This window comes from Pelagicoccus sp. SDUM812005 (genome assembly GCF_031127875.1).
In the GTDB taxonomy this organism is placed as follows: domain Bacteria; phylum Verrucomicrobiota; class Verrucomicrobiia; order Opitutales; family Opitutaceae; genus Pelagicoccus.
In genome coordinates this window covers 1-21300 of the sequence record NZ_JARXIA010000007.1, presented here as the reverse complement: position 1 = coordinate 21300, position 21300 = coordinate 1, and the positions used below count along the sequence as shown (strand labels likewise).

Here is a 21300-nt window from a genome sequence, read left to right as displayed (position 1 = left end):
AGCGTCCTCGCTGACCTCCTCGCTGAATACATAAAACTCTGGCGTGGCTCGACAATGCGAGCCACGCCTTTCTCTATTTTACAAGCCAACCTTACCAGAAATGCACACGCTCAAACGCTTCCTACCCATCGCCCTCCTCGTATCCTCAATTTCCTTACAAGGCGATACGACCTTCTCTCCCTCCCAAGACTTCGAGGAGTGGCAACGCGCCGAACAAGGCGTCATTGCGAGCATGCCGGAAGGCTACGAGCTCCTAGGACGGCTCACTCCCCGCGACGCCACGGAAATCAGCTCCTCCCTGCTCGGCATCGGCGGCGAAACCATGGACCGCGACTTTACCGACTTCGAAGCTTGGGGCCCTTACCTGAAACCGCTTGGAGCTAAACACGTTCGCCTGCAAAGCGGCTGGGCCAAGACCGAAACAAAAAAGGGTGAATACGACTTCGCCTGGCTCGACCGCATCGTCGACGGCTGCCTCGCTGCCGGAGTCCAACCCTGGCTGAGCCTCAGCTACGGAAACCCCATTTACGAAGGCGCCGGCGGCACCGGTCTCGGTGGCGGACTGCCTCATTCCGAATCCGCTCTCGAAGCGTGGGAAAACTACATTCGCGCCGCCATCCAGCACTTCGGCGACCGCGTCGAAACCTATGAAATCTGGAACGAAGCCGACCTGAGCCACAACCAAAGCGAAGCCGGCGCCTACCCACGCCTCTTCGAACGCACCGCCCAAATCATCCGCGAGGAACAACCCGACGCGACCATCCTTGCCCTCGCCCTCGCCTACGTTCACGCCCGTCCCGGTTCCGGGCTCGTCGACCTCGTGGAAACACTTTCCGCTCGCGACACCCTCTCGCTAATCGACGGCATCACCGTGCACGGCTATCCCTCTAATCCCGATCACGGGTTCGAGAGAATCGCCGAAGTTCGCGCCTACCTCGACCAACACCTTCCCCACGCCGTCATCTGGCAAGGCGAGACCGGAGCTCCTTCCGAACGCGCCCCCAAGTTCGCCCTCAAAAATATCGATTGGACCGAACTCAGCCAGGCAAAGTGGGACTTGCGCCGCTCCCTCGCCCATTGGTCGCGCGAGATCCCCTTCTCCCTCTTTTCTATATCGGAGATGAACTACGACCAAGCCCACTTCGATATTCTGAATACAAAAGGAAAACTCAAAATCCGCCCGGACGACCTCTCCATCGAACGTCCCAAAGTCTCCTACTTTTCCTATCGCAACGTTTGCTCCCTCTTCGCCGAACAACGCATCCCGCAGCAACGCGATACCGCCGCCGCCAACCTTTCCAGCCTCTACTCCTTCAAGGTCGAGGACCGCCAGAGCGGCCACCAAGGCTTCGTATTCTGGGACGCCGCAGCAAGACCCGGCGATTCCTTCGAGCCCGATTCCGTCGACATCGTCGCCAAAGACCTGAGCCTGCAAGATCCCGTCCTGCTGGACCTGCTCAGCGGCCTGGTCTGGTCCGTTCCCGAAGACGCCCTCCGCTCCTTCGGCCCCGACCTCAGCCTCTACGAGCTGCCCGTTTGGGACAGCCCTCGCGTGCTCAGCGACTCCCAGCTCTTCGACTGGACCCCGCTGAACTGAGATCGCCTTAGCTTTGACTATTTAAGCCAATCAAGTTGGCTTCTACCCGCTTCGCCAAACGCCCTAAGGCTAGTCCAGTCCATGCAAACCCGCCCGCCAAACATACTCTACCTGCACTGCCACGACGCTGGCCGCTACATTCAGCCCTACGGCTACAACGTAGTGACGCCACACCTACAGCGACTCGCCGAAGAGGGCGTGCTCTACCGCAACGCCCATTGCGCCAATCCCACCTGCTCCCCGAGCCGGGCCTGCCTGCTCACCGGACAATACGCCCACAGCAACGGCATGCTGGGACTCGCCCACCGCGGCTTCCGTCTCAACGACTACCAACACCACCTCGCCAACCAACTGCGGGCCGCCGGCTACACCTCAGCCCTAGCCGGCACCCAGCATATCGCCGCCCCGCCGCTGAGCTCCCTCGAGGAAATCGGATACGACCAGATCCTCACCACCGAACAAGATTTCGAAACGCCCACCGCCGCCGCAGAACGCTTTTTCGCCAGCCCGCCCGAGAAACCCTTCTTCCTGTCGCTCGGCTACTTCGCGCCGCACCGCACCGACGACGGCGGATTTCCCAGCCTAGTTCCTCCCCCCAATCCCGACTACCTGCGCCCCCCAGCTCCCATTCCCGACAGCGCCGAAACGCGAAGCGACTTCGCTAACTACGCCGCCAGTATCCAAAGCTTGGATATAAGCATCGGCAGAGTGCTCGAGGCCCTAGACCGCAACGGACTCGCGGACAATACCCTTGTCGTCGCCACGACCGACCACGGGATCGCCTTCCCAGCCATGAAGTGCAACCTCACCGACCACGGCACCGGCGTCATGCTCATCCTGCGAGGCCCCGGCGGATTCCGAGGCGGCAAAGTCGTCGAATCCTTCGTTTCCCAAATCGACCTTGCGCCCACCTTCTTGCAACTGGCCGGCTTGCCCATCCCCGCACACATCCAAGGCCAAAGCCTTTTGCCAGATGCCCAAGGAAAGGTCGCCGAACGCGATTGCGTTTTCGCCGAAATCAATTTCCACGCCACCGAGGAACCGTCCCGCTCCGTTCGTACCCAACGCTGGAAATACATCCGTCGCTACAAGGACTATGGCTACCAGCCCTTGCCGAATTGCGACGACGGCCCCAGCAAGGATTTTTGGATACAGAACGGCTGGACCGAAAACGCTTACGAGATGGAGCTGCTCTTCGACCTGCTCTTCGATCCAAACGAAACCCACAACCTCGCCGCCTCGCCCGCCCACGCCGCCACTCTCAGCGAAATGCGGGAGCGCCTCGACCGGTGGATGAACGAAACGAACGATCCGCTACTCGCCGGGCCCTTGAAGCGGACGGAGCACACCATCGTCACCGACCCCACGGAACGTTCCCCTAAAGGGAGACGCTTAGCGTAGCCACCGTCCTCCTTTGGAGGGCTGGCGAATTGCCCCTGGCGTCCCTAGCGGTCGCAGGGGAAAGCGAAGCCTGCCTTCCTCAGCAAGATCGAGAAGGCGTGCGGGGCATTGTCCCTCAGGAATTCCAATTGGATGGCCAAGCCCTGAGCGATGACCTCCCGTGACGCGACATAGAAGCTGGCATGGGTGTCGTCGTCGAAGCACTCCCCGGAAATGGTTTCGGAAGCCGAGGCGAGGTCCGAAAAGTAGAGCTCGATATTCTCCTCCACCTCGCGAACAAGTGGAGCGAAAGCTTGCAGGAGGCGTTCCTCTAAAGCGCCGCTAGTATCATTCACCTCAGGTGGCGATGCCGCCTTGAGGTTAGCGTTTGATTCGAGTTGGCACATGTCGAGATGGTTTGGATGTTCGGTTAACGATGGCCCAAGTTTACATGAAAATAGCAATTGTAGCTACCTGACCGTTGCCTAGTACTTCGGAATGGAGCGCAGACCGTTGCCGCTAAGTAGCAGACTCTAGAACAAGGGGCAAATGCCTCCATGCGCACGGCGCAAAAACGCGTTCAAGGCGCCGCCCTAAAACGGAAGCTTGGCAGCCCCTTCACTCCCGGTTTCACTGCGAAAAGTCCGCCAGCCTGCGGTTCTCGTAGCCAATCCGCCTCCTCGAAGCCAACGCTCGCCGTCGAAATATAGAGCGTATCCAAATCAGCGCCCCCGAAGACGCAACTGGTGACGCGGGAAACCGGCAGCCTAATTTCCTCCAAGAGTACGCCTGTATCCGGATCGTAACGACGTACGCCCCAGCCTTCCCAAAACGCAATCCACAGCTTGCCCTCCGCATCGATGGTCATGCCATCAGGTACGCACTCCCCTCCCCGCGAGTCCACCACGACGCGGCGATTCGAGAGGCGGCCGCCTCGAGCATCGAAATCGTAGGCCCACACCACCCGCTGAGGGCTGTCGATATAATAGAAAGTCCTGTGATCCAGGCTCCACGCCAAGCCATTCGAGCAACTCACTCCCGACTCGAGGACCCGATACGTCGTAGTGTCATTGTCGATACAATAGAGGGATTGCTTTAGATCCGGTCCCATGCCTCCCACGTAAAAGCGGCCGTCCGGGCCCGCCTTTCCGTCGTTCAAGCGATTGTCCGGGTCTCCCTCCGTCGGATCGCACCACTTGCCGAGATCGCCCGTCTCGAAGTCGAGGGAATAAACCCCATCCTTCAATCCCAGCACCAGCCCGCCAGCTTCGTGTTCGGCAACCGTGCCCACTTGCTGGCCCACGAAGACGGAGTCGTTCATTCCCGTAGCCGGATCGAAACGACAAACGCGGTGCCCTTCGATATCGATCCAATAGACGCGCCCTTCGCGCTCGCTCCACAGCACCCCTTCTCCCAGCTGGGCGCGGTCATGGTAGACACACTCTAAATCACTCATGGCAGGAAATGATCCGCAGGCTCTACCACTTGGCCAAGCAAATATCGCTCATGCCTACGAGGGCGCAGGCCCCTGCACGCTCTCACCTTAGAACAGCTGCTGCTGCTCGGCCGCCTGCTTGCGCGCGGCGCTGCCCTGGCTCTCGATCAGTAGCTGCGGGATGGTCGCCTTCTCGTCGCGCAGCTCGCTGCAATACAGCAGCAGCAGCAAGGCGCTCGCCAAGGTATCGTACAAGGCGCAGTGGTAGTGGCGACGGTCCGCCGGACAGTACTTGGCCGCCAGCTCGTCGAGCTCGTTCTGCAATTCCCAACGCAACACCAGATCCTCGAGCTTCAAGGTGGACCCATCGTCTCCGTAGTTGCGATACAAATACCCGGTGTCGATCCAAGGCCCCCAGTCGTTGCCCTTCGTCCCTGGATTCATCCAGTTCTCGCTGCGGCGAGCGTAGGGGAAAACCGCTTTCAGCATCGAATTCTCCGCCGAGGCGAAATGGGCCGCCAGCGGACCGGTCTCCCGCAGATGGGCGAAGCGGTCCCACTCCTGGGCGAAAGGCAGCAGCCCGCTCACCGCTTCGTTGCTGATGCCATGGGTCGCCTGCTCCTTGCGGGAAATCTTGGCCTTGGGACGGCAAAGCCGGGTGGCGGCTTCCTCGATGCGCGACCCTCTCAAGGTGACCACGCCAAACTCCACAATCCCGCAATGGGGACCGCCTTCGAAATCGATGACGTGGATTGGCATGTCGTCCCAATAAGGATCCATAAAGGGCAGCAAATCCATTTTGCCGGGCTTTGCAAGGGACTAGATCTACGCGGGAATCCTTAAGAAACTTTTTATGTTTAACACCGAGGCCCGGGCCAGCAATCTGCCTCCCCTATGCAATTCGAAGAATTCGACGCCTTCACCGGGAAACTCTGCAAAGAGACCGAACGCATCATCCTCGAGTACTTCGAGTCCCCCGACCTCGAGGTCGACTCCAAGGGCGACGACACCCCCGTCACCGAGGCCGACCGCAAGACCGAGCAAATGATCCGCGACGCCATCGAAACCCTCTACCCCGACCACGGAATCATGGGCGAGGAATTCGGCAACGTAAACGAGTCCGCTGACTACCAATGGGTTATCGACCCCATCGACGGCACCAAGACCTTCGCCGCCGGCGCCCCGCTCTTCGGCACCATGATCGCCCTGCTCAAAGACGGCGAACCGCTCTTCGGCACCCTCAACTACCCCGCCATCCACAAGCGCATCTGCGGCGACAACCAGCGAGCCTTCTGCAACGCCAAGCCCATCAAGGCCCGCACCGGAGTGCCCCTCTCCGAAGCCATCGTGCTCACCACCGACGTGCAATCCATTCCCCGCTACCAGAACGGCCCCAACTTCGAGGAGCTGCTCGGCAAGACCAAGTTCTGCCGCACCTGGGGCGACTGCTTCGGCTACTTCCTCGTCGCCACCGGCAAGGCCGACATCATGCTCGACCCCATCCTCAACCCATGGGACATCATGGCCCTCGTGCCTGTCCTGCGCGGCTCCGGCGCCGTGATCACCGACTGGTACGGCGGGAACCCCGCCAAGGGCGAATCTTGCATCGCCAGCAATTCAGACCTGCACGAGTCCGTTGTCCAAACACTCAACCAGTAATTAAGACCTTATGAAACACCCGCTCATCGCCTCCGCCGCTCTGGCCGCCACCCTGCTCGCTGCAAGCTGCTCCGACTCCTACCAAGACGACGTGCACTCCGCTCCCCGCGCCGTGCAAGCCTGGGAAAACGTCGACCTCAGCGGCTACGACCAAACCCAGCTCCTCGGGCACCTAAACCTTTTGGCCAGCGAAGCCGTCACTGCCGCCGCAGAAGGCAAGTACGTCGAATTCCACCACCTCGAAGTCGCCCTCACTCCCGCATTGACCGCCCTCGAAGCCAAAGCCTCCGGCAACGCGGCCGCCCTCAAGACCATCGAGACGCTCAAGGACCTCGCGGTGAAGCTGCACCTAGCCGGCCACGACGGAAACGTAAAGGCGGGCGTCAAGCTCGGCGCCGCGATCAGCGACCTAACCGCCCGGCTCGCCACCGAGCTTTAACGAAAACGGGCCGCCTGCTGGAGCCAGCGAGCCCCTCGGCTCGATTGGCCCGGCCTACTTGGCCGTCTCCACGTAGCGCTGCTCGCGCACGACCGTGACGCGGATGGAACTGGGAAACTCCAGTTGCGATTCGATCTTGTCGCGAATATCGCGAGCCAAGGTTCGGGCCTGCTCGTCATCCGTCTTCTCGGGGTCGACGATCACCCGCACCTCGCGGCCCGCTTGGATCGCGTAGGCAGAGCGAATCCCCTCGAAGGAGAGCGCCACCTCTTCCAGGTCCCGCAAGCGATCGATGTAGGAGGTCAGCGTTTCCGCCCGAGCTCCGGGCCGGACCGCCGAAATAGTATCGGCCAAAATAACCACCGCCGCGTACAGCGACTCCGGAGGCACCTCCTCGTGGTGAGCCGCTACCGCGTTCACCACCACGGCATCCTCGCCCCGGGCCTTCACGAACTCCGCGCCAACGATCGCATGGCTGCCCTCGTACTCGCCGTCGATCGCCTTGCCGATGTCGTGCAGCAGCGCCGCCCGCTTCGCGATGTTCGGATCAAGCCCCAGCTCCGAGGCGATGATCGACGCCAAGAAGCCGACCTCCACCGAGTGCTCGAGCACGTTCTGCGAATAGGAAGTGCGGAACTTCAGCTTGCCCAGGTGCGTAATGATCTCCGGGTGCAAACGGGAAATCTTCAAGTGCTCCACCGCCGCGTCGCCCGCGTTCTCCACGATCTGGTCCACGTCGTTGCGAGCCTCGCCCACGAATTCCTCGATGGTCGCCGGATGGATGCGCCCATCCTTCACCAACCGCTCGAGCGCCGTTTTCGCGATCTCCCGACGCACTGGGTCAAAGGAGGAAACCATCACCATGCTCGGCGATTCGTCGATGAGCAAAGTCGTGCCGGTCGCCGTCTCGAAGCACTTGATGTTGCGCCCCTCGCGGCCGATGATCCGCCCCTTCATCTCGTCGTTGGGCAGCTGCACGATGGCCGCCGTAATGTCGTTGTTCGGCTTGCTGGCGATCCGCTGCATAGCGGCCAGCATGGTCCGGCGCGCCTCGCGGTGGATCTCTGCCTCCGACCGCTCCAGCACTTCCTTGCGCAGCTTCTTGAGCTCGTCGCGACAGTCCAGCCGCACCTGCTCGCGCAGCGATTCCTTGATCTCCGAAACGTCCATGGAAGCGAGGTTCGCCATGGTACGCTGCATGTTCGCGGACATTTGGGAAAGGCTCTCCCGATTCTGCTTCAGCTCCTCCAGCTCCTTCTCGATCTGCTTCTGGCGCAGCTCCAACTGGTGGTCCAGCAAGCCGATCGATTCCTCGTGCGAACGGATCTCCTTGAGCTTCATCTCGATCTCCAGCTCCGCCCGTTGCTCCGCCCGCTCGAAATCGCTGCGCAAGCCCTCGATCTCGCGCTCCGCCTTGGCCCGGCTCTCCAAAGCCTCGATCTCCGCTTTGCGACGAGCCAAGTCGAGCAGCGAGTCCGCTTCGGCCTGGGCCTGCTGCCGGGCTCGACGCATCGACCAACGCAAACTCACGTACGCGATGACGAATCCAGCTCCCAACGCTACCAGCCCGATCCAAATGCTACTGCTCATCTTTTGAAAAAAAAGAGAGACACCCGAGGCGGGGTCTCCTAACCCGACGAAGCCAAAGAAATTTCAAACACAAGGCAACAACAAGTTCCCCGTAACTTTTCCAGCCTCCTGTTAGGCAAGCTGTTGCAAATCAGGTGTAAAAGCTCGCCTCCCAGCCCCTCCATCGCGGGAAGCGGGTTGCGATTCGACGCGAGCTGAGCTGGGTTGATAGGCCAACGACACACCGCTTTTCCCGCTTACACCTTCATGCCCCCCTCTCTCGCACGAAAGACGATCATCGAAATCGAAGCCGCCCTGGCCGACGAGCAATCAGCCGCGATCAGCGAGATCATCCAGATCATCCAACAGCTCGCCTCCAAGGCCTTCAGCATCTCCGTCAACGAACTCTCGGAGCTGATCGGACGCGACCCCACCGTCACCACCAAGGTGATCAGCGCCGCCAACACCCTCGGCTACAACCCCGGCGGCCAACCCGTCAACACCCTCTCCGACGCGATCCATACCGTCGGCTTCGAAAAGATCCGCAACCTCGCCATCTCCCTCATGCTCGCCGAAAACGCCAGCAACGGGACCAACTCCTACGAGCAACGCCAAGCCGCCGCCCTCTGCGTGTGCAGCGGCATGCTGGCCAAGCAGCTCGCCAAGAAGCCCGGACGCGAGGACGAATCGGAGCTGCACTTCGTCTGCGCCTCCCTGCGCAACTACGGACGACTCCTGCTATCCACCTTCAAGCTCGACGACTACCGCCTCGCCCTCTCCCACGCCCTCGAGATGCCGGAAGACCAAGCCTTCGAACACGTCTTCGGCCTCACGCCCCTCGCCCTCGGCGAAGCAATTCTGCAGCAGACCAACCTGCCCAAGGACATAAAGCGCTCCCTCGCCCCGCTATCCCCAGCCACGCTGCGCCAGCCCGCCTACTCCCTGCAGGAAGAAACCCTGCTGCTCTCCGAACTCGCCGTCTCCCTCAGCGCCGTCGTCTTCGACGAAACCGTCGGCCCCGACGGCTTCAACCACGCCCTCCGCGGAGTTCTTACCCGCTTCGCCGCCAGCTACCCGCTCAGCATCGAAGCCGTCAACGAAGCCCTGCTCCAAGTCGACGAGGACATCAACGCCCTCAACCGCTCCGTCGGCATCGCCGACAAGCACTCCCCCGCCTCCGCCAAGCTCTACGCCCGCCTAAACTCCACCCACCTGCCCAAGCCTCCCGCCCACGCCCGGATCCAAGCCCTCGCCAAAAGCAAGCCGCTCACCGAAATGAGCCCCGAGGAACGCCAAAGCTTTTCCGACGAGACCTTCGCCGCGGCCAACCAAAAGTTCGAAGCCGCCCTCGTCCCCGGCAGCAAGGTCCGGCTCGCCGAAATCTTCGACGCGCTCTGCGCCGCCTTCACCGAGGCCGCCAACCTCGAGAACTGCCTCGTCTTCACCCGCGAGGAGTACGACCCCAAGAACCTCTCCGCCCGCTACGGCTCGGGGAAGCTCTTCGGCAAGGTCAAAAACCGCCCCATCGTCGGCCCCGACAAAAACGACATCTTCTCCATCTGCCTCTCCCGCAAGGAAGACATCCTCATCCAAGACACCCGCGCCGGAAAGGTCAGCAAGGTCATCCCGGAGTGGATCCACGCCGCCGCCGAAACCAGCTCCCTCATCATCCTCCCGGTCAGCTACGAGAAGCAGCTGCGTTGCCTCATCGTGGGAACCGTCTCCGAGGGACGCCAAATCGACCTCAGCGAAACCGACCTCAAACACCTCCGCTCCATCCGCGCCTCCATCTCCCTCCTCTACGGACTGATCGACTCCCAAGCAGTCATCGCGATCTAGACGGAGCGCCTAAGGGCCCACGCCCACCCGCCCTGAGCCCCGCTCCCCTCTCCGCATAGAGGAAATACGCCAGCGGTACCGAGCGGGTTTTCCAGCGCTTTTCGTAAGCTCCTGAGCTCGATTACCAAAACTGGAAGCCCTCGCTAAACGTGGACAGATCCGGGGCGAAAAACTGGGCATGGACCCAGTCAATCCAACAGTCAGCGACCTGCAGCAACAGTTCGAACTCATGGCCCCTGCATCCCGCATCGGCAAAAGCCTCCGCAGCATCGTCGCCGAAGGCAACGTCAACCCCGACGAGATTCTCCCGCTCATCCGCCTCGAGCCCCTGCTCGCCACCCGCATCCTCCGCGAAGCGAACCTCATGGCGGACAAAAAAGCGGAAGGCTACCTCTGCATCGAGGAAGCCGTCACCGCCATCGGCTTCCAGCGCATGTACGACCTGCTCGGCCTCTACTCCTACCCCTCCAGCCGCGAAGACCTCTGCTACTCCTCCGACCACTGGAAGCGAGCCATCACCGCCGCCGTCTGCATGGAAACGCTCGCCGAAAAGCACAATTTGGACAAGCAACGGGCCTACACCATCGGCCTCGTCCACTCCCTCGCGGAAGCCGTCATCGACACCGCCGCTCCAGACGAATCGCAAAGCAGCAGCAGCCGACTCAACAACCGCCTCAAGAAGTTCAACCATTCCGGCCTCTGCTTCAACCTGCTCAGCGACTGGGGCTTGCCCAGCGCCCTGGTCGACCCCGTCCGCTTCCAATACTCGCCCCTAGACTGCCAGACCACCGGAAAGATGGCCTGCCTGCTCAACCTCGCCAAATGGATCACCGGCGTCGTGCGCGAAGTCGACGAATTGCCCGACCAAGCCCTCGGCCCCGACCTGCTCGTGCTCAACCTCCTCGGCGAAGGCGAGCAAACCCTCTGGAACCTCGTCACCGACGTGAGCGACAGCCTCCACATGGCAGACTCGCTCATCTCCGGCAACTACAGCGCCTGCTAAGGCGCCTGCTAAGGCGCCCCTCGCTTCCGGCCCAGCCGGAAAGCAATCAAAACTACTCGGACGGAGTTTCCGCCGGCGACGAAGATGACGCCGCTTGGAGCTCCGTCATCGTATTGGGAAGCTCCACCTGTACCGGCTTCACCTCCAGCGTCTGCTCCTTCGCGAAACGAAGGTCAGGCCCCTCGATCTCCGGCTTCTTGCGCCAGTCGAAGCCTTCCGCCTCCAGCTGCTTGCGGTACGTCTCCCGCATCACCGCATCCGGATCCGGCGGCGGACCCTGCTTTTCCACCACCTTGGCATCCTCCAGGTTCAGCTCCACGGGGTAGCTCATGTCATCCCCCTCCTGCAAAAACTGCTCCATGATCAGCTTCAGGTACGGGGCCGACATCATTACGAAGACGCTCAAAATCAAAGCCGGCAGCACCATCAGCAAGGTACGGCGCGAAAGCGGCTTCTCCATCTTGCTCTTCCACTGGCGCTTCTTCTCGATGAAGTTCGGCTCGGCCCGGCGCTTCTCGATAAAATTCGGTTCTCTGTCCTTTTGGTTCAACATGCTCTAATCCCTCTCCTTCCTTTAAGAATTGCTTCGCCGCCGAAACGCAAGCGCCCAATAACGACTGCCTTCCCCATGCCAAGTTCCCCCGCAGACCAGCATACCCTCTCCGTCAAGGTCGTGCCCAACGCCTCCAAAAACGAATTCGCCGGCTGGCTCGACGACTCCACCCTCAAGGTTCGCATCCAGTCCCCCGCCCAAGACGGCAAAGCCAACAAAGCTCTCCTCGCCTTCCTCGCCAAACAGATCGGCGTATCCAAAAACCAGATAAGCATCCTCCGAGGCGAGACCAGCCGGCAGAAAGTGATTGCTTTCGAGTGCCTCTCCTCTAGCCAAGTCCAACAGCTTCCCCGCCCCTGAATTCCACAAATCCTGACCACATGGGCAAAGAAACGAAATCCAAGAAACCCTCCAAGAAAAAGGAGCCGAAGTACATCGGATTGGACAAGAAAGGAAATCCACCCGAATTTCCCTACGTCCGCACCTCTACCTCCGCCATCCACAACCACGGCCTCTTCGCTGCCCAAGACATCCCCGAAGGAGAGTACGTCGTCCAGTACCTGGGCGAGCTCGTCAAGAAGAAGACCGCGACCGCCCGCGCCAACGACCAGCACGACCTCTCCCTCGTCGAGGACGTCGGAGCCGTCTACATCTTCGAGCTCGACGACAAGACCGATATCGACGGCAACTTCGAGTGGAACATCGCCCGCCTCGCCAACCACTCCTGCTCCCCCAACTGCGAAGCCCAAAACGTCGACGGCGAAATCTGGCTCGTCGCCCTGCGCGACATCCAGGAAGGCGAAGAGATCACCTTCGACTACGGCTACGCCTTGGAACATTGGAAGGACCACCCCTGTCTCTGCGGCTCGGACAATTGCGTCGGCCACATCGTGCGCAAGGAAGACTGGGACAAGCTCAAGAAGCTAAAGAAACGCAGCAAGAAAAAGAAAGCATAGGCCCCATTTAGATGTATAAGCTTTTTGCATACACAGCCATCCTCCTCGCCTCACTCGCCACGAGCGTCGAGGCGGCGACGGTACACAGCGTACGCAAAGGCGAAACCCTCACCGAAATCGCCCAGGCCTACAAAGTCACCGTCCAAGCCATCAAGGACGCCAACAAGCTCAGCAACGCCAACACCCTCTCCGTCGGCCAAAAGCTCAACATCCCCGCCCCCGCCCCCCAGTTCACCGAGTACAAGATACGCAACGGCGACAACCTCTCCGACATCGCCAAGGAGCACGGCGTCACCCTCCGCTCCATCACTGCCCTCAACGCCATCGGCAACGCCAACCGCATCCGCGTCGGACAGGTCATCAAGATTCCCCTCCCCAGCGACGGCGCCGCCCCTGCCGCCGCCGCGCCGACGACCTACCTCGAATACAAGGTGCGCTCGGGCGACAGCCTCTCCGACATCGCCAAGAAGTACGGCGTCACCGTCAGCACCCTCACCAGCCTCAACTCCATCCGCCGGGCCAACAGCATCAAGATCGGGCAAGTCATAAGGATCCCCGTGGCGCCCGGAACCGTCCCCCTTCCCACCGGCCCGCGCCTCGCCAACTCCGACCAGTCCACCCTGGACCGCATCCGCACCAAATCCAGCCAGTGGAAGCACATCGTCATCCACCACAGCGCCACCCGCGTAGGTTCCGCCAAGGGCATGGACAACTACCACCGCAACGAGCGCCGCATGGAAAACGGCCTCGCCTACCACTTCGTCATCGGCAACGGACGCGGCATGAAGGACGGCGAACTCTACATCGGCGACCGCTGGAAAAAGCAGCTCCAAGGCGGCCACGTCTCCAGCTACGCCCTCAACCAAATCAGCATCGGCATCTGCCTCGTCGGCGACTTCTCCAAGACCCGCCCCACCACCAAACAAATGGAAACCCTCGAAGCCCTCGTCGAGTACCTCATGGACAAGACCCACGTCCCCGTTTCCCGCGTCACCACGCACACCCTTATCCACCCCAAGCACACCCAGTGCCCCGGCAAGTACTTCCCCACCGAGAGCTTCAAAGCCAAGCTCGACTAGCGAACCCCAAGCGGGCAAGCGAAGCCCGCAACGGCACCCCGCCTCAACGCTTGCGAGCGTTCTTCTCGAACACCCGGGCCACGTAGAGAGGATCGTAGTCCGCCTTGTAGAGCGGACTGCGGTAGTCGCCGAACTTCCAGCCGAGAAACTCCGGCTCGTTATCCACCTTCTCGTCCACCTTCCGGTAGCGCCAGCCCTGGGGATCCAAGATTCCGTAGCGGATGTGCACCGCCCAGCGGATTCGGCTCTCGTGGTGGCCCACCGCATGGACCCAGCCCTGCACCTCGAAACGGTCCTTGCCCAGCTCCTTGATGCGCGCCTCGAAGTTGCCCCAGACCCCGTTCGAATTGAAGCGAACCGGATTGAAGGAGCTCTCCTCGATCACCTGCAGGTTGAAGGTCTCCACCACGTAGTCGCGAGCCAACTGGTAGACCTCCCGACGATGGACGGCGATTTCCAACTCGTTGGGCTCATACTCTCGGGCCGAGCACGCGCACGCCAAAGCGAACGCAGCTATGAATAGACGCTTCATTAAACAAGGCTATCGTCGCCCTCGAGCCAACGTTAAGCGATTCGCCCCAGATACCGCCAATTATCGACGCCAGCCGCCCCTTCGAGCCCCCACTCTGTAAAAAAATTATTTTCTGGAAAACCCTGTGGCCGCCAATAACTTACCCAATCAATGATTACCCCACTCGAGGAAAGCCTGCTCAAGGTAATGATCCTAGTCATCATGTTCGGACTCGGATGCTCGCTCTCCCTCAAGGACTTCAAGGTGGCGATGAAAACGCCTAAGCCCGTCATCGTCGGCTTCCTCTCCCAATACCTCATCATGCCCGCCCTGGCCTACGGCATGGCCAAGTACTTCGAGATGCCCAACGCTTGGGCAATCGGCATCATCATCGTGGCCTGCTGCCCCTCCGGCACCACCTCCAGCCTCTTCAACTACTTCGCCAAAGGCGACCTCGCCCTCAGCATCTCCCTCAGCTCCATCACCACCGGAGCCGCCCTGCTGGCCATGCCCCTGCTGCTCGCCATCTACACCGGCCCTTTCCAGGCGGAAAACCTGCAGGTCGACACCGGCAAGGTCGTCCTCTCCCTCGCCGCCTGCCTCGTCCCCGTAGCCGGCGGGATCTTCCTGCGCAGCCGCAGCGAGCGCTGGGCCAAGAACATGGAGGAAACCGGAGCCGCCCTCGGCATCATCGTCATCCTCTTCCTCATCCTCAGCTGGCTGCCGCGAAACTTCTCCCAACTGCTCGAATCCGATCCCTCCATCCTCTTCACCAGCATCGGGCTCGGGCTCGGCGGCTTCCTCTTCGGCTACTGGGTCAGCCGCGGCCTCGGCATGAGCAAACGCTGCAGCCGCACCGTTTCCCTCGAAACCGGCATCCAAAACGGCCCCCTCGCCTTCGCCATCATCCTGCTCAGCTTCCCCGAAACCCAGGCCAACCTCATCCTCTGGCCCGCCCTGCTCTACTCCTTCTTCATCGTCAACACCTCCACCATCGTCACCTACTTCATGCGACGCGTCGCCCGCAAGGAGTGGTTCCACCACGAGAACGACGAGGTGCAAGCCGAACTCTTCACCCAGGGCTGGCTCAAGCCCTAGAAGTCGAGCTCCCTTCCTTCCCGCAGATTTCCCACGCGAGATTGGCTTTCACCCCCAAGCCCGTCCCGCTCCTCAACCGAACCTCAAATCAAAATATCCCCTATGCCACGAAAGAACGCCCAACGCAGCGGGTCCCCCCTCTACTGGTCAGCCGAAAGCTGGGCCTTTATCTCCTTTCGCCTCTTCCTCGGCCTGCTCATGCTCACGGCCGGACTGGGAAAGTTCAAAAACCAGGACGGCGCCTACAGCTTCGACGCCTACTACGGCGGCGTGGTCACTTGGATCGTTTCCGCCTTCGAGAAGACCGCCCTTCCCGGCTTCCTCGTCTCCCTCTACGCCTACAGCATCGGCTACGTGGAGATCCTGCTGGGAGCCCTCCTCCTCCTCGGCGTAAAAACCAAATGGGCGCTCGCCCTCATCGCCCTCACCCTCGTATCCTTGGCTTTCGGCCAGATGCTGCTCGGCACCCAAGAATCCGGCGCGACCGTAAACCAAATCGCCATCTACCTGCTCGTCACCGCGGCCGCCCTCTACTTCGTACGGCACAACAAATTCGAGTCTCTGCGCTAAGCGCGCGGGAACTAGATACAAAACACAACCCTACCCCTAAAATGGACGCCCTAGCCGCAAGGCTGGGGCGTTTCCATTTTCACGCATCCCCCCTCAAAAGCGCTTCTTTAGTTGCATCACATTGCATCTTAATGCACATTCCGAAAACCATGCCCCACCTCCCCAAGATCCTACGCTTATCCGCCCTCGCCCTCTTTCCTGCGCTCAGCTTCGCCAGCGTCGAGAAGATCGTCGAGCAACGCCAAAGCCTCGACGCCTCCGTCTGGGAAAACGAACGCCTCGCCCAGGAGTACGAAACCGCTTTCATCGAACTCTGGGACGAGATGCGGCGTTACCCCGACGACCAATCCCCCGCCCTGCGAAACTTCCCCTTCGAGACCCTGCGACTCCCTCGCTTCCAAAAAGCCCGCAGCTACCCCGAAGGCGTCGACTCCTACTTGCCCGCCCCCGACTCCGAGCAAAGCCACGACCAGTCCGCCTTCCACGCCCTGCTCGACCGCTACCAGTCCCAAGGCTTCCGCATCGAGCAAAGCGAATGGCACCACGCCGCCTTCCAGGCCCCCAAAGCCGACAGCCACGGGCACTCCACCTTCACCTTCGCCCTGCACGTGCAAGGCCCCGCCTCAACCCGCTACATCGTCAAAGGCAAGCTCGCCGTCGACTGGCAGGAGCGCCGCGGAACGGAAACGCCCCTGCCTCGCCACATCGCCCACCAGGACATCGCCATCCTCGCCCGCTCCCAAGTCCCCAGCTTCGCCCACACCACCTGGCTCGAATCCAAGAAGAACACCACCCCCTACGGCATCGTCCTCGTCCACGACCTCAACCAAGACGGCCTGCCAGACATCGCCTTCCCCCGCCTCAACCAACTCTACCTCAACAAAGGCAACTTCCAGTTCGAAGAAAGAACCCTCGCCCAATTCATGATACGCGGCTTGCCGACCGCCGCCTTCTTCGCCGACCTCGACCTCGACGGAAACATCGAATACGTGCTCTCCACCCACGAAGCTCCCTTCCTCTTCGCCTACACCCTCAATCCCTCCACCCAAGCCTTCGACGGCAAGCCCTTCGGTATCTGGAAATCCGATACGCCGCTGCAAACCGGGCTGCTCGCCGTGGGCGACATCACCGGCGACGGCTACCCAGAAATCTATCTCGGCCAATCCGCCCCCATCTACGAAGGAGGAAAAATCCCCACCCCCTACTTCGACGCCAACGACGGCCGCCCCGCCTACCTCCTCAAGAACCGAGGCAACCTCAGCTTCGTCGACATCACCGAAGAAACCTCCGTCGCCCAAAAGCGCGGACGCCGCGCCTTCACCGCCTCCTTCCAGGACCTCAACAACGACCAACGTATGGACCTTTTGGTGACAAGCGACTTCTCCGGCATCGACATCCACGAAAACCAAAACGGCACCCTAGTCGACAAAACCGACGCCTACCTCCAAGAACGCAGCCTCTTCGGCATGAGCCACGCCTTCGCCGACTTCGACCGCGACGGCACCTCCGACCTGCTCGCCGTCGGCATGAGCTCCACCACTGCCCGCCGTCTCGAAGGCATGGGCCTCGGACGCGATGAATTTCCCCAACACCAAGAAATGCGCATGCGCATCGCCAAAGGAAACCGCCTCTACTACGGCCAAGCCGACGGACGCCTGCTCGAAGCCGAAACCAGCAACCAGGTCGCCCGCTCCGGCTGGTCCTGGGGAAACAGCACCTTCGACTTCAACCACGACTCCTACCCCGACATCTTCATCGCCAACGGCTACCTCTCCCGCTCCACCGCCCGCGACTACTGCAGCAACTTCTGGACGCACGACATCTACACCGAGCCCGTCTTCTCCGAACAGGAACTCGACAGCTTCTTCAACCAATTCGGGCCTGAAGCCCTCGTCGGCGGAAACCAAATGGGCTGGAACCCCTTCGAAAAAGACCACCTCTACCTCAACATCCAAGGCCAGGAGTTCCTCAACATCGCCTACCTGCTCGGCATCTCCCACGGAGGCGACGGACGCGCCGTGCTCGACGTCGACCTCGACCGCGACGGCAAGCAAGACATCCTCCTCGTCGAACAAGACTCCATGAACTCCATCGAGCGGGTCCACCTCTACAAAAACCAGCACCGCACCGACAACAACTGGATCGGCATCGACCTCCAGCAAACGCCCGGCCACGCCCTCTTCGGCGCCCGCGTCACCCTCGTCACCGACGAATACACCACCGAACGCGTCTACACCCACGGAGAATCCTATTCCTCCCAACGCCCCGCCACCCTCAACTTTGGCATCCCCCGCGACGTATCGATAAAATCGGTACAAGTCACTTGGCCCGACGGAGCCCGAACCACGCTCGACGCTCCGGAGACCGGCGCCTACCACCCAGTCAAAAGGAACTAAGCCCTAAGAGCGACCGATCCGCTTCCGGGCGACTGCCTTCCCCAAGGTCCAAACGTCCGAGAACCCCACCTTGCTTCCTGCCTCCTCGTGCCAGGCGATCCCAATCTCCCGCACGGAGCAGCCCGACGCCTTCGCCTCGAGAATCAACTCCAAATCCAAGCCGAAACCGTCTTCCTTGAACGAACGGGAGCGGTCTCGATACCAGGAGGCATCTACGAACTTACAGCCGCATTGCGTATCCATAACCTGGACACCATAAGATTTCTGAACCAAACAGGCGAACCCCGCAGCCACCCACTTCCGCAGCAGCGAGCGCTGCACTCGAGCCCCTTCGGCCCGACGGCTCGCCATCACCAAAAAGGGCGCCGGCTCCGCTAAAGCCACTTGCATGACCCGCAAGGTCTCCGCCGCCGAAACGGACCCATCCGCATCCACGAACCCAAGCGTTCGAGCGTCGTCCGGAGCCAGCGCCCAACCATTGCGGATCGCCGCCCCCTTGCCCCGATTCTCCCGCATCGCGAAAACCTCCGTCAAAAACGGATACGCATTGCGACACTTGGCCACCACCTTGCGCAGCCGTTCGACCTCCTCCGGCCCCGAGCCATCGTCCACCAACTGCACGCCAACCGACAAACCGCTCCGCCCGATCGCCTCACAGAGCGCCTCCAAAAAAACGGGAACCCGACCACTTTCGTGCAAACAAGGAATCACCAAAAAGCAGTCCATACTCAGCCTTCCCAATCGCAAAACCGCTCCACGCCCCAGCTCACGCCCTCGCCCGTGGCCGCCAGCGCTAGCCCTTCTTCCGCCGCGCACAGCGCTTCCAGCTCCCCTTCGCCCATCAGCATCGCCCCCGTCGTCAAGGCATCCGCCAAGGCAGCCGACTGGCTCCGGGCAAAGCTTCGCTTCCAGAGCAGAGGCCTTCCGCTTCTGCTCACGATGTGCTCCCCCTGAAATCCCGTTCCCGAACTCGAAAACGCGCCGCTGCGAAACGGCTTCAGCGACCGCTCCCCCAACTTAGCGGTCCAAGGCTCCGCGCTCTCTTCGGCTCGAAACAACAAAGTGCTTCCGCCAAAATTCGCCATCGCCACCGGAATCTCCCAATCCTCGATCTCCAGCATCCCTTGGTCCAAAGCGAAACCTTTGCCGATCCCCCCAAAGTCCAAGATCACCCCCGCTGCCAACTTCTTCAGGTAGCGCGACTGCGGATCGATCTGCACCGCAGAGAAAAGCTCAACCGCTTCGTCGCTACGCAAAAGCGGATTCAGGTAAGCAGGCACATTCCCCTTCACCTTCAAGGCATCCACTCCCAGAAACGGATGAAAGCGCTCTCCCGTCAAGCCGCTGGCAGCCATGGCCAGCTGCAAGCACTCCATACACTCCTCGCTCACCCGCGTCTCGTCGCCCGGCTGCATCAGGTTGATACGCGTGACGTCACTGCTTTCCTGATACAGGCTTAGCTTGGCCTCGATCTCGTCCACCCGAGCGAAAAACGCTTGAGCGGTTTGACGCGCATAGTCTTGGTCCACGCCCCCCAGCGACACTACCAAATCCGCCGCCATCGCCTCATGGCGAAAGCTGAAAAGCTCCCCTTTCTCGTCAATCCTTAGCATTTGCCTGTATCCATTCCTCCGCGATCCCATCGCTCGCCCGCAAAGCAAGCAAGGTATTAGGCCGCAACCCATGCAATTCCCAGAAGCCGCCGTCATTCACCAACTCCTCCTGTCCCTCGAGCAAGCGCGTATCGATCAAGTCGATACCCCCCGGCCGATAGCTCGCCAGATCGGTCCAATAACCCACCCGCTCTCGCGACCGCAAGTGCCAAGGCAAAGGCCAAGCCGCATCCGGACTGTAGATAGAGATTTCCTCCCTTTCATCCACCGAACGCGCACGCTCGAGCAGTTTCGCGTAGCGAGGCGTGGTATGCATGTAAAGATACGGATTTCGCGTGGCGCTCGGATACGAAAAAACCGCCTTCTGCAAATTGCTTCGCAGCTCGAAACACAAGAAGAGCAACGCCCCCATCCCGGCCGCAAAAAAGCTCCAGCGACGCAACTGCGCCCCTTCCCAAATCCCCAGCCGAAAAAGCTCCACACCCCCTAAAGCGGCCGTGTAAGCGAGTAAGCAATACGGCGTCAGCAGCAACCAAGGATTCTTGTAAGGGATGATCGAATACAACAAAAACATGCCCAACCCGCTCAGAAAAACGAAGGCCGCAAACCCATCCGCCTTCATTTTCCAAAGCGACCGAAAGCCTCCCCAAACAGCCGCCACCAAAAACGCGACTTCGCCCCAACGCACGCCCTCAAGCCTTTGCGGCAAGAACAAGCCAAGGTAGTAAAGCAAGGGCTTCTCGTGTCCCTGTCCTTGCGAACGCTCCGCATAATTAAAAAACGCCGCAAACCCGTCGAGCATCCCTTTCGGGTTTTCGAAAAAGGAAGAAAAGAAAACGCAGTGCAAAGCGAGGGCGATACCTCCTGCGAATCCTACATGCTTCAAAAACGGAGCTGGCTTGAGCTGCCCCCCTTGCTTGCGTATCCAGACGACCAGCACGCCAGCCACGCAAATCGCCGCCACGTGCAGAACCGCCGTCTCCTTCGTAACATGCATCAATCCAAGGGCCGACCCCACCGCCGCAGCGCCCCACCAGGACGGCCCCAGCCAGTAGCGATAAACTGCCAACAAGAAGCCAAGGGTGAAACAGCTGAGCATCGCCTCCTGCACAAAATAGGAGCCGTAGATCACGCTCAGGGGCGCCGACGCGAAAACAAGCCCCCAAAGCAAGGCGGCGCCACCTCCGTATCGACGAAAGAAATACAGCCCCATGAAGAGCATCGCCATGCTGAACAGCATTGGCACCCGACGCATCCCAGCATCGGAAAGAGTTCCCGACTCATCTTCAAGAAACGGAGCCATCCACTTCGCCATGTAGTAAAGCAGCGGACCATGATGCTCGCTCGCGTCGTAGCGATACTCTCCGGACTCGATCAGCCGCCACGCCTGGTAGGACTGCACGCCTTCGTCGGCGTGGAAAAGGCGACGCTGCGAGCTTTCGCTGCGCAGCCAAAAAGCGAGTCCCAGCAACAATACGGCTGGGACCCAAAAGAGAAACGCCTTTGCCTTAGTACTCCCCAAAGACCTCCACCTCGACGTAGTGGTTCATCTCGTTGCTGGTGTTGCCGTCGGAGTAGAGGCGCACGTAGCGGGCCTTCGTCT

At 60.8% G+C, this 21300-nt stretch carries 21 protein-coding genes; 12 read left to right on the top strand and 9 right to left on the bottom strand.

The window, feature by feature from the left end; all coding sequences use genetic code 11:
* Positions 1-100 precede the first annotated feature (100 nt).
* Positions 101-1597 (top strand): hypothetical protein, encoded by a 1497-nt coding sequence (locus tag QEH57_RS10000; protein WP_309006591.1) that lies wholly within the window; start codon positions 101-103, stop codon positions 1595-1597.
* Between the two features lie 81 nt (positions 1598-1678).
* Positions 1679-2998, top strand: coding sequence for a sulfatase (locus tag QEH57_RS09995; RefSeq protein WP_309006590.1), 1320 nt, complete (start codon positions 1679-1681; stop codon positions 2996-2998).
* A 44-nt stretch (positions 2999-3042) separates the two neighbouring features.
* On the opposite strand, the gene QEH57_RS09990 is transcribed toward QEH57_RS09995, so the two are convergent.
* The 3 genes from QEH57_RS09990 to QEH57_RS09980 all read right to left on the bottom strand — a co-directional run bounded on the left by QEH57_RS09990 (position 3043) and on the right by QEH57_RS09980 (position 5210).
* Positions 3043-3384, bottom strand: a complete 342-nt coding sequence (locus tag QEH57_RS09990; RefSeq protein ID WP_309006589.1) for a hypothetical protein — start codon at positions 3382-3384, stop codon at positions 3043-3045.
* 173 nt (positions 3385-3557) lie between these two features.
* Positions 3558-4433 carry an SMP-30/gluconolactonase/LRE family protein gene (locus QEH57_RS09985; protein ID WP_309006588.1) on the bottom strand — a complete coding sequence of 292 codons (876 nt, stop codon included), beginning with the start codon at positions 4431-4433 and terminating at the stop codon, positions 3558-3560.
* Between the two features lie 87 nt (positions 4434-4520).
* Complete coding sequence (locus QEH57_RS09980) at positions 4521-5210, bottom strand: 3'-5' exonuclease (RefSeq protein ID WP_309006587.1); 690 nt, start codon at positions 5208-5210, stop codon at positions 4521-4523.
* Positions 5211-5306: 96 nt separating this feature from the next.
* Between QEH57_RS09980 and QEH57_RS09975 the strand changes: the two genes are divergently transcribed.
* Together QEH57_RS09975 and QEH57_RS09970 are read left to right on the top strand one after the other, a co-directional pair.
* Positions 5307-6071 carry an inositol monophosphatase family protein gene (locus tag QEH57_RS09975; RefSeq protein WP_309006586.1) on the top strand — a complete coding sequence of 255 codons (765 nt, stop codon included), beginning with the start codon at positions 5307-5309 and terminating at the stop codon, positions 6069-6071.
* Positions 6072-6081: 10 nt separating this feature from the next.
* Positions 6082-6510, top strand: coding sequence for a hypothetical protein (locus QEH57_RS09970; protein WP_309006585.1), 429 nt, complete (start codon positions 6082-6084; stop codon positions 6508-6510).
* 54 nt (positions 6511-6564) lie between these two features.
* Here the strand turns inward: QEH57_RS09970 and rny are convergent, their stop codons facing one another.
* Positions 6565-8100 (bottom strand): ribonuclease Y, encoded by a 1536-nt coding sequence (gene rny, locus QEH57_RS09965; RefSeq protein WP_309006584.1) that lies wholly within the window; start codon positions 8098-8100, stop codon positions 6565-6567.
* A 246-nt stretch (positions 8101-8346) separates the two neighbouring features.
* Between rny and QEH57_RS09960 the strand changes: the two genes are divergently transcribed.
* Together QEH57_RS09960 and QEH57_RS09955 are read left to right on the top strand one after the other, a co-directional pair.
* Complete coding sequence (locus QEH57_RS09960; RefSeq protein WP_309006583.1) at positions 8347-9918, top strand: HDOD domain-containing protein; 1572 nt, start codon at positions 8347-8349, stop codon at positions 9916-9918.
* A gap of 178 nt (positions 9919-10096) precedes the next feature.
* Positions 10097-10921, top strand: coding sequence for an HDOD domain-containing protein (locus QEH57_RS09955; protein WP_309006582.1), 825 nt, complete (start codon positions 10097-10099; stop codon positions 10919-10921).
* Positions 10922-10973: 52 nt separating this feature from the next.
* On the opposite strand, the gene QEH57_RS09950 is transcribed toward QEH57_RS09955, so the two are convergent.
* The gene (locus tag QEH57_RS09950) at positions 10974-11474 is read right to left on the bottom strand and encodes a hypothetical protein (RefSeq protein WP_309006581.1); all 501 of its coding nucleotides are present in this window, start codon (positions 11472-11474) and stop codon (positions 10974-10976) included.
* A 75-nt stretch (positions 11475-11549) separates the two neighbouring features.
* Between QEH57_RS09950 and QEH57_RS09945 the strand changes: the two genes are divergently transcribed.
* Genes QEH57_RS09945 through QEH57_RS09935 form a run of 3 tightly spaced genes read left to right on the top strand, consistent with a single transcriptional unit; the run spans position 11550 to position 13509 of the window.
* A complete protein-coding gene (locus QEH57_RS09945; protein ID WP_309006580.1) occupies positions 11550-11834 on the top strand; it encodes a DUF167 domain-containing protein in 285 nt (94 codons plus the stop codon).
* A gap of 20 nt (positions 11835-11854) precedes the next feature.
* A complete protein-coding gene (locus tag QEH57_RS09940; protein WP_309006579.1) occupies positions 11855-12430 on the top strand; it encodes an SET domain-containing protein-lysine N-methyltransferase in 576 nt (191 codons plus the stop codon).
* Between the two features lie 11 nt (positions 12431-12441).
* Positions 12442-13509 (top strand): LysM peptidoglycan-binding domain-containing protein, encoded by a 1068-nt coding sequence (locus QEH57_RS09935; RefSeq protein ID WP_309006578.1) that lies wholly within the window; start codon positions 12442-12444, stop codon positions 13507-13509.
* A 43-nt stretch (positions 13510-13552) separates the two neighbouring features.
* Here QEH57_RS09935 and QEH57_RS09930 read toward each other — a convergent pair whose 3' ends face one another.
* Positions 13553-14041 carry a hypothetical protein gene (locus QEH57_RS09930; protein ID WP_309006577.1) on the bottom strand — a complete coding sequence of 163 codons (489 nt, stop codon included), beginning with the start codon at positions 14039-14041 and terminating at the stop codon, positions 13553-13555.
* Between the two features lie 150 nt (positions 14042-14191).
* Between QEH57_RS09930 and QEH57_RS09925 the strand changes: the two genes are divergently transcribed.
* The 3 genes from QEH57_RS09925 to QEH57_RS09915 all read left to right on the top strand — a co-directional run bounded on the left by QEH57_RS09925 (position 14192) and on the right by QEH57_RS09915 (position 18084).
* Positions 14192-15118, top strand: coding sequence for a bile acid:sodium symporter (locus QEH57_RS09925; protein ID WP_309006576.1), 927 nt, complete (start codon positions 14192-14194; stop codon positions 15116-15118).
* A gap of 102 nt (positions 15119-15220) precedes the next feature.
* Positions 15221-15688: a DoxX family membrane protein gene (locus QEH57_RS09920; RefSeq protein WP_309006575.1), complete on the top strand. Its 468-nt coding sequence runs from the start codon at positions 15221-15223 to the stop codon at positions 15686-15688.
* A gap of 149 nt (positions 15689-15837) precedes the next feature.
* Positions 15838-18084 (top strand): CRTAC1 family protein, encoded by a 2247-nt coding sequence (locus tag QEH57_RS09915; protein WP_309006574.1) that lies wholly within the window; start codon positions 15838-15840, stop codon positions 18082-18084.
* Between the two features lie 3 nt (positions 18085-18087).
* On the opposite strand, the gene QEH57_RS09910 is transcribed toward QEH57_RS09915, so the two are convergent.
* From QEH57_RS09910 to QEH57_RS09900, 3 genes are read right to left on the bottom strand one after another with little or no spacing between them, the layout of a single operon-like run.
* A complete protein-coding gene (locus QEH57_RS09910; RefSeq protein WP_309006573.1) occupies positions 18088-18810 on the bottom strand; it encodes a glycosyltransferase in 723 nt (240 codons plus the stop codon).
* A gap of 2 nt (positions 18811-18812) precedes the next feature.
* Positions 18813-19697, bottom strand: a complete 885-nt coding sequence (locus QEH57_RS09905) for an FAD:protein FMN transferase (RefSeq protein WP_309006572.1) — start codon at positions 19695-19697, stop codon at positions 18813-18815.
* Positions 19684-21171 (bottom strand): glycosyltransferase family 39 protein, encoded by a 1488-nt coding sequence (locus QEH57_RS09900; RefSeq protein ID WP_309006571.1) that lies wholly within the window; start codon positions 21169-21171, stop codon positions 19684-19686. Before QEH57_RS09900 ends, QEH57_RS09905 begins: the two co-directional genes overlap by 14 nt.
* Between the last annotated feature and the right edge of the window lie 129 nt (positions 21172-21300).

Coding starts and splice junctions, on each gene's coding strand:
- QEH57_RS09995 (WP_309006590.1), top strand. CDS start 1,679: ATGCAAACCCGCCCGCCAAACATACTCTACCTGCACTGCCACGACGCT.
- QEH57_RS09950 (WP_309006581.1), bottom strand. CDS start 11,474: ATGTTGAACCAAAAGGACAGAGAACCGAATTTTATCGAGAAGCGCCGG.
- QEH57_RS09930 (WP_309006577.1), bottom strand. CDS start 14,041: ATGAAGCGTCTATTCATAGCTGCGTTCGCTTTGGCGTGCGCGTGCTCG.
- QEH57_RS09925 (WP_309006576.1), top strand. CDS start 14,192: ATGATTACCCCACTCGAGGAAAGCCTGCTCAAGGTAATGATCCTAGTC.
- QEH57_RS09915 (WP_309006574.1), top strand. CDS start 15,838: ATGCCCCACCTCCCCAAGATCCTACGCTTATCCGCCCTCGCCCTCTTT.
- rny (WP_309006584.1), bottom strand. CDS start 8,100: ATGAGCAGTAGCATTTGGATCGGGCTGGTAGCGTTGGGAGCTGGATTC.
- QEH57_RS09955 (WP_309006582.1), top strand. CDS start 10,097: ATGGACCCAGTCAATCCAACAGTCAGCGACCTGCAGCAACAGTTCGAA.
- QEH57_RS09905 (WP_309006572.1), bottom strand. CDS start 19,697: ATGCTAAGGATTGACGAGAAAGGGGAGCTTTTCAGCTTTCGCCATGAG.
- QEH57_RS09990 (WP_309006589.1), bottom strand. CDS start 3,384: ATGTGCCAACTCGAATCAAACGCTAACCTCAAGGCGGCATCGCCACCT.
- QEH57_RS09920 (WP_309006575.1), top strand. CDS start 15,221: ATGCCACGAAAGAACGCCCAACGCAGCGGGTCCCCCCTCTACTGGTCA.
- QEH57_RS09985 (WP_309006588.1), bottom strand. CDS start 4,433: ATGAGTGATTTAGAGTGTGTCTACCATGACCGCGCCCAGCTGGGAGAA.
- QEH57_RS09935 (WP_309006578.1), top strand. CDS start 12,442: ATGTATAAGCTTTTTGCATACACAGCCATCCTCCTCGCCTCACTCGCC.
- QEH57_RS10000 (WP_309006591.1), top strand. CDS start 101: ATGCACACGCTCAAACGCTTCCTACCCATCGCCCTCCTCGTATCCTCA.
- QEH57_RS09940 (WP_309006579.1), top strand. CDS start 11,855: ATGGGCAAAGAAACGAAATCCAAGAAACCCTCCAAGAAAAAGGAGCCG.
- QEH57_RS09975 (WP_309006586.1), top strand. CDS start 5,307: ATGCAATTCGAAGAATTCGACGCCTTCACCGGGAAACTCTGCAAAGAG.
- QEH57_RS09960 (WP_309006583.1), top strand. CDS start 8,347: ATGCCCCCCTCTCTCGCACGAAAGACGATCATCGAAATCGAAGCCGCC.
- QEH57_RS09980 (WP_309006587.1), bottom strand. CDS start 5,210: ATGGATTTGCTGCCCTTTATGGATCCTTATTGGGACGACATGCCAATC.
- QEH57_RS09945 (WP_309006580.1), top strand. CDS start 11,550: ATGCCAAGTTCCCCCGCAGACCAGCATACCCTCTCCGTCAAGGTCGTG.
- QEH57_RS09910 (WP_309006573.1), bottom strand. CDS start 18,810: ATGGACTGCTTTTTGGTGATTCCTTGTTTGCACGAAAGTGGTCGGGTT.
- QEH57_RS09970 (WP_309006585.1), top strand. CDS start 6,082: ATGAAACACCCGCTCATCGCCTCCGCCGCTCTGGCCGCCACCCTGCTC.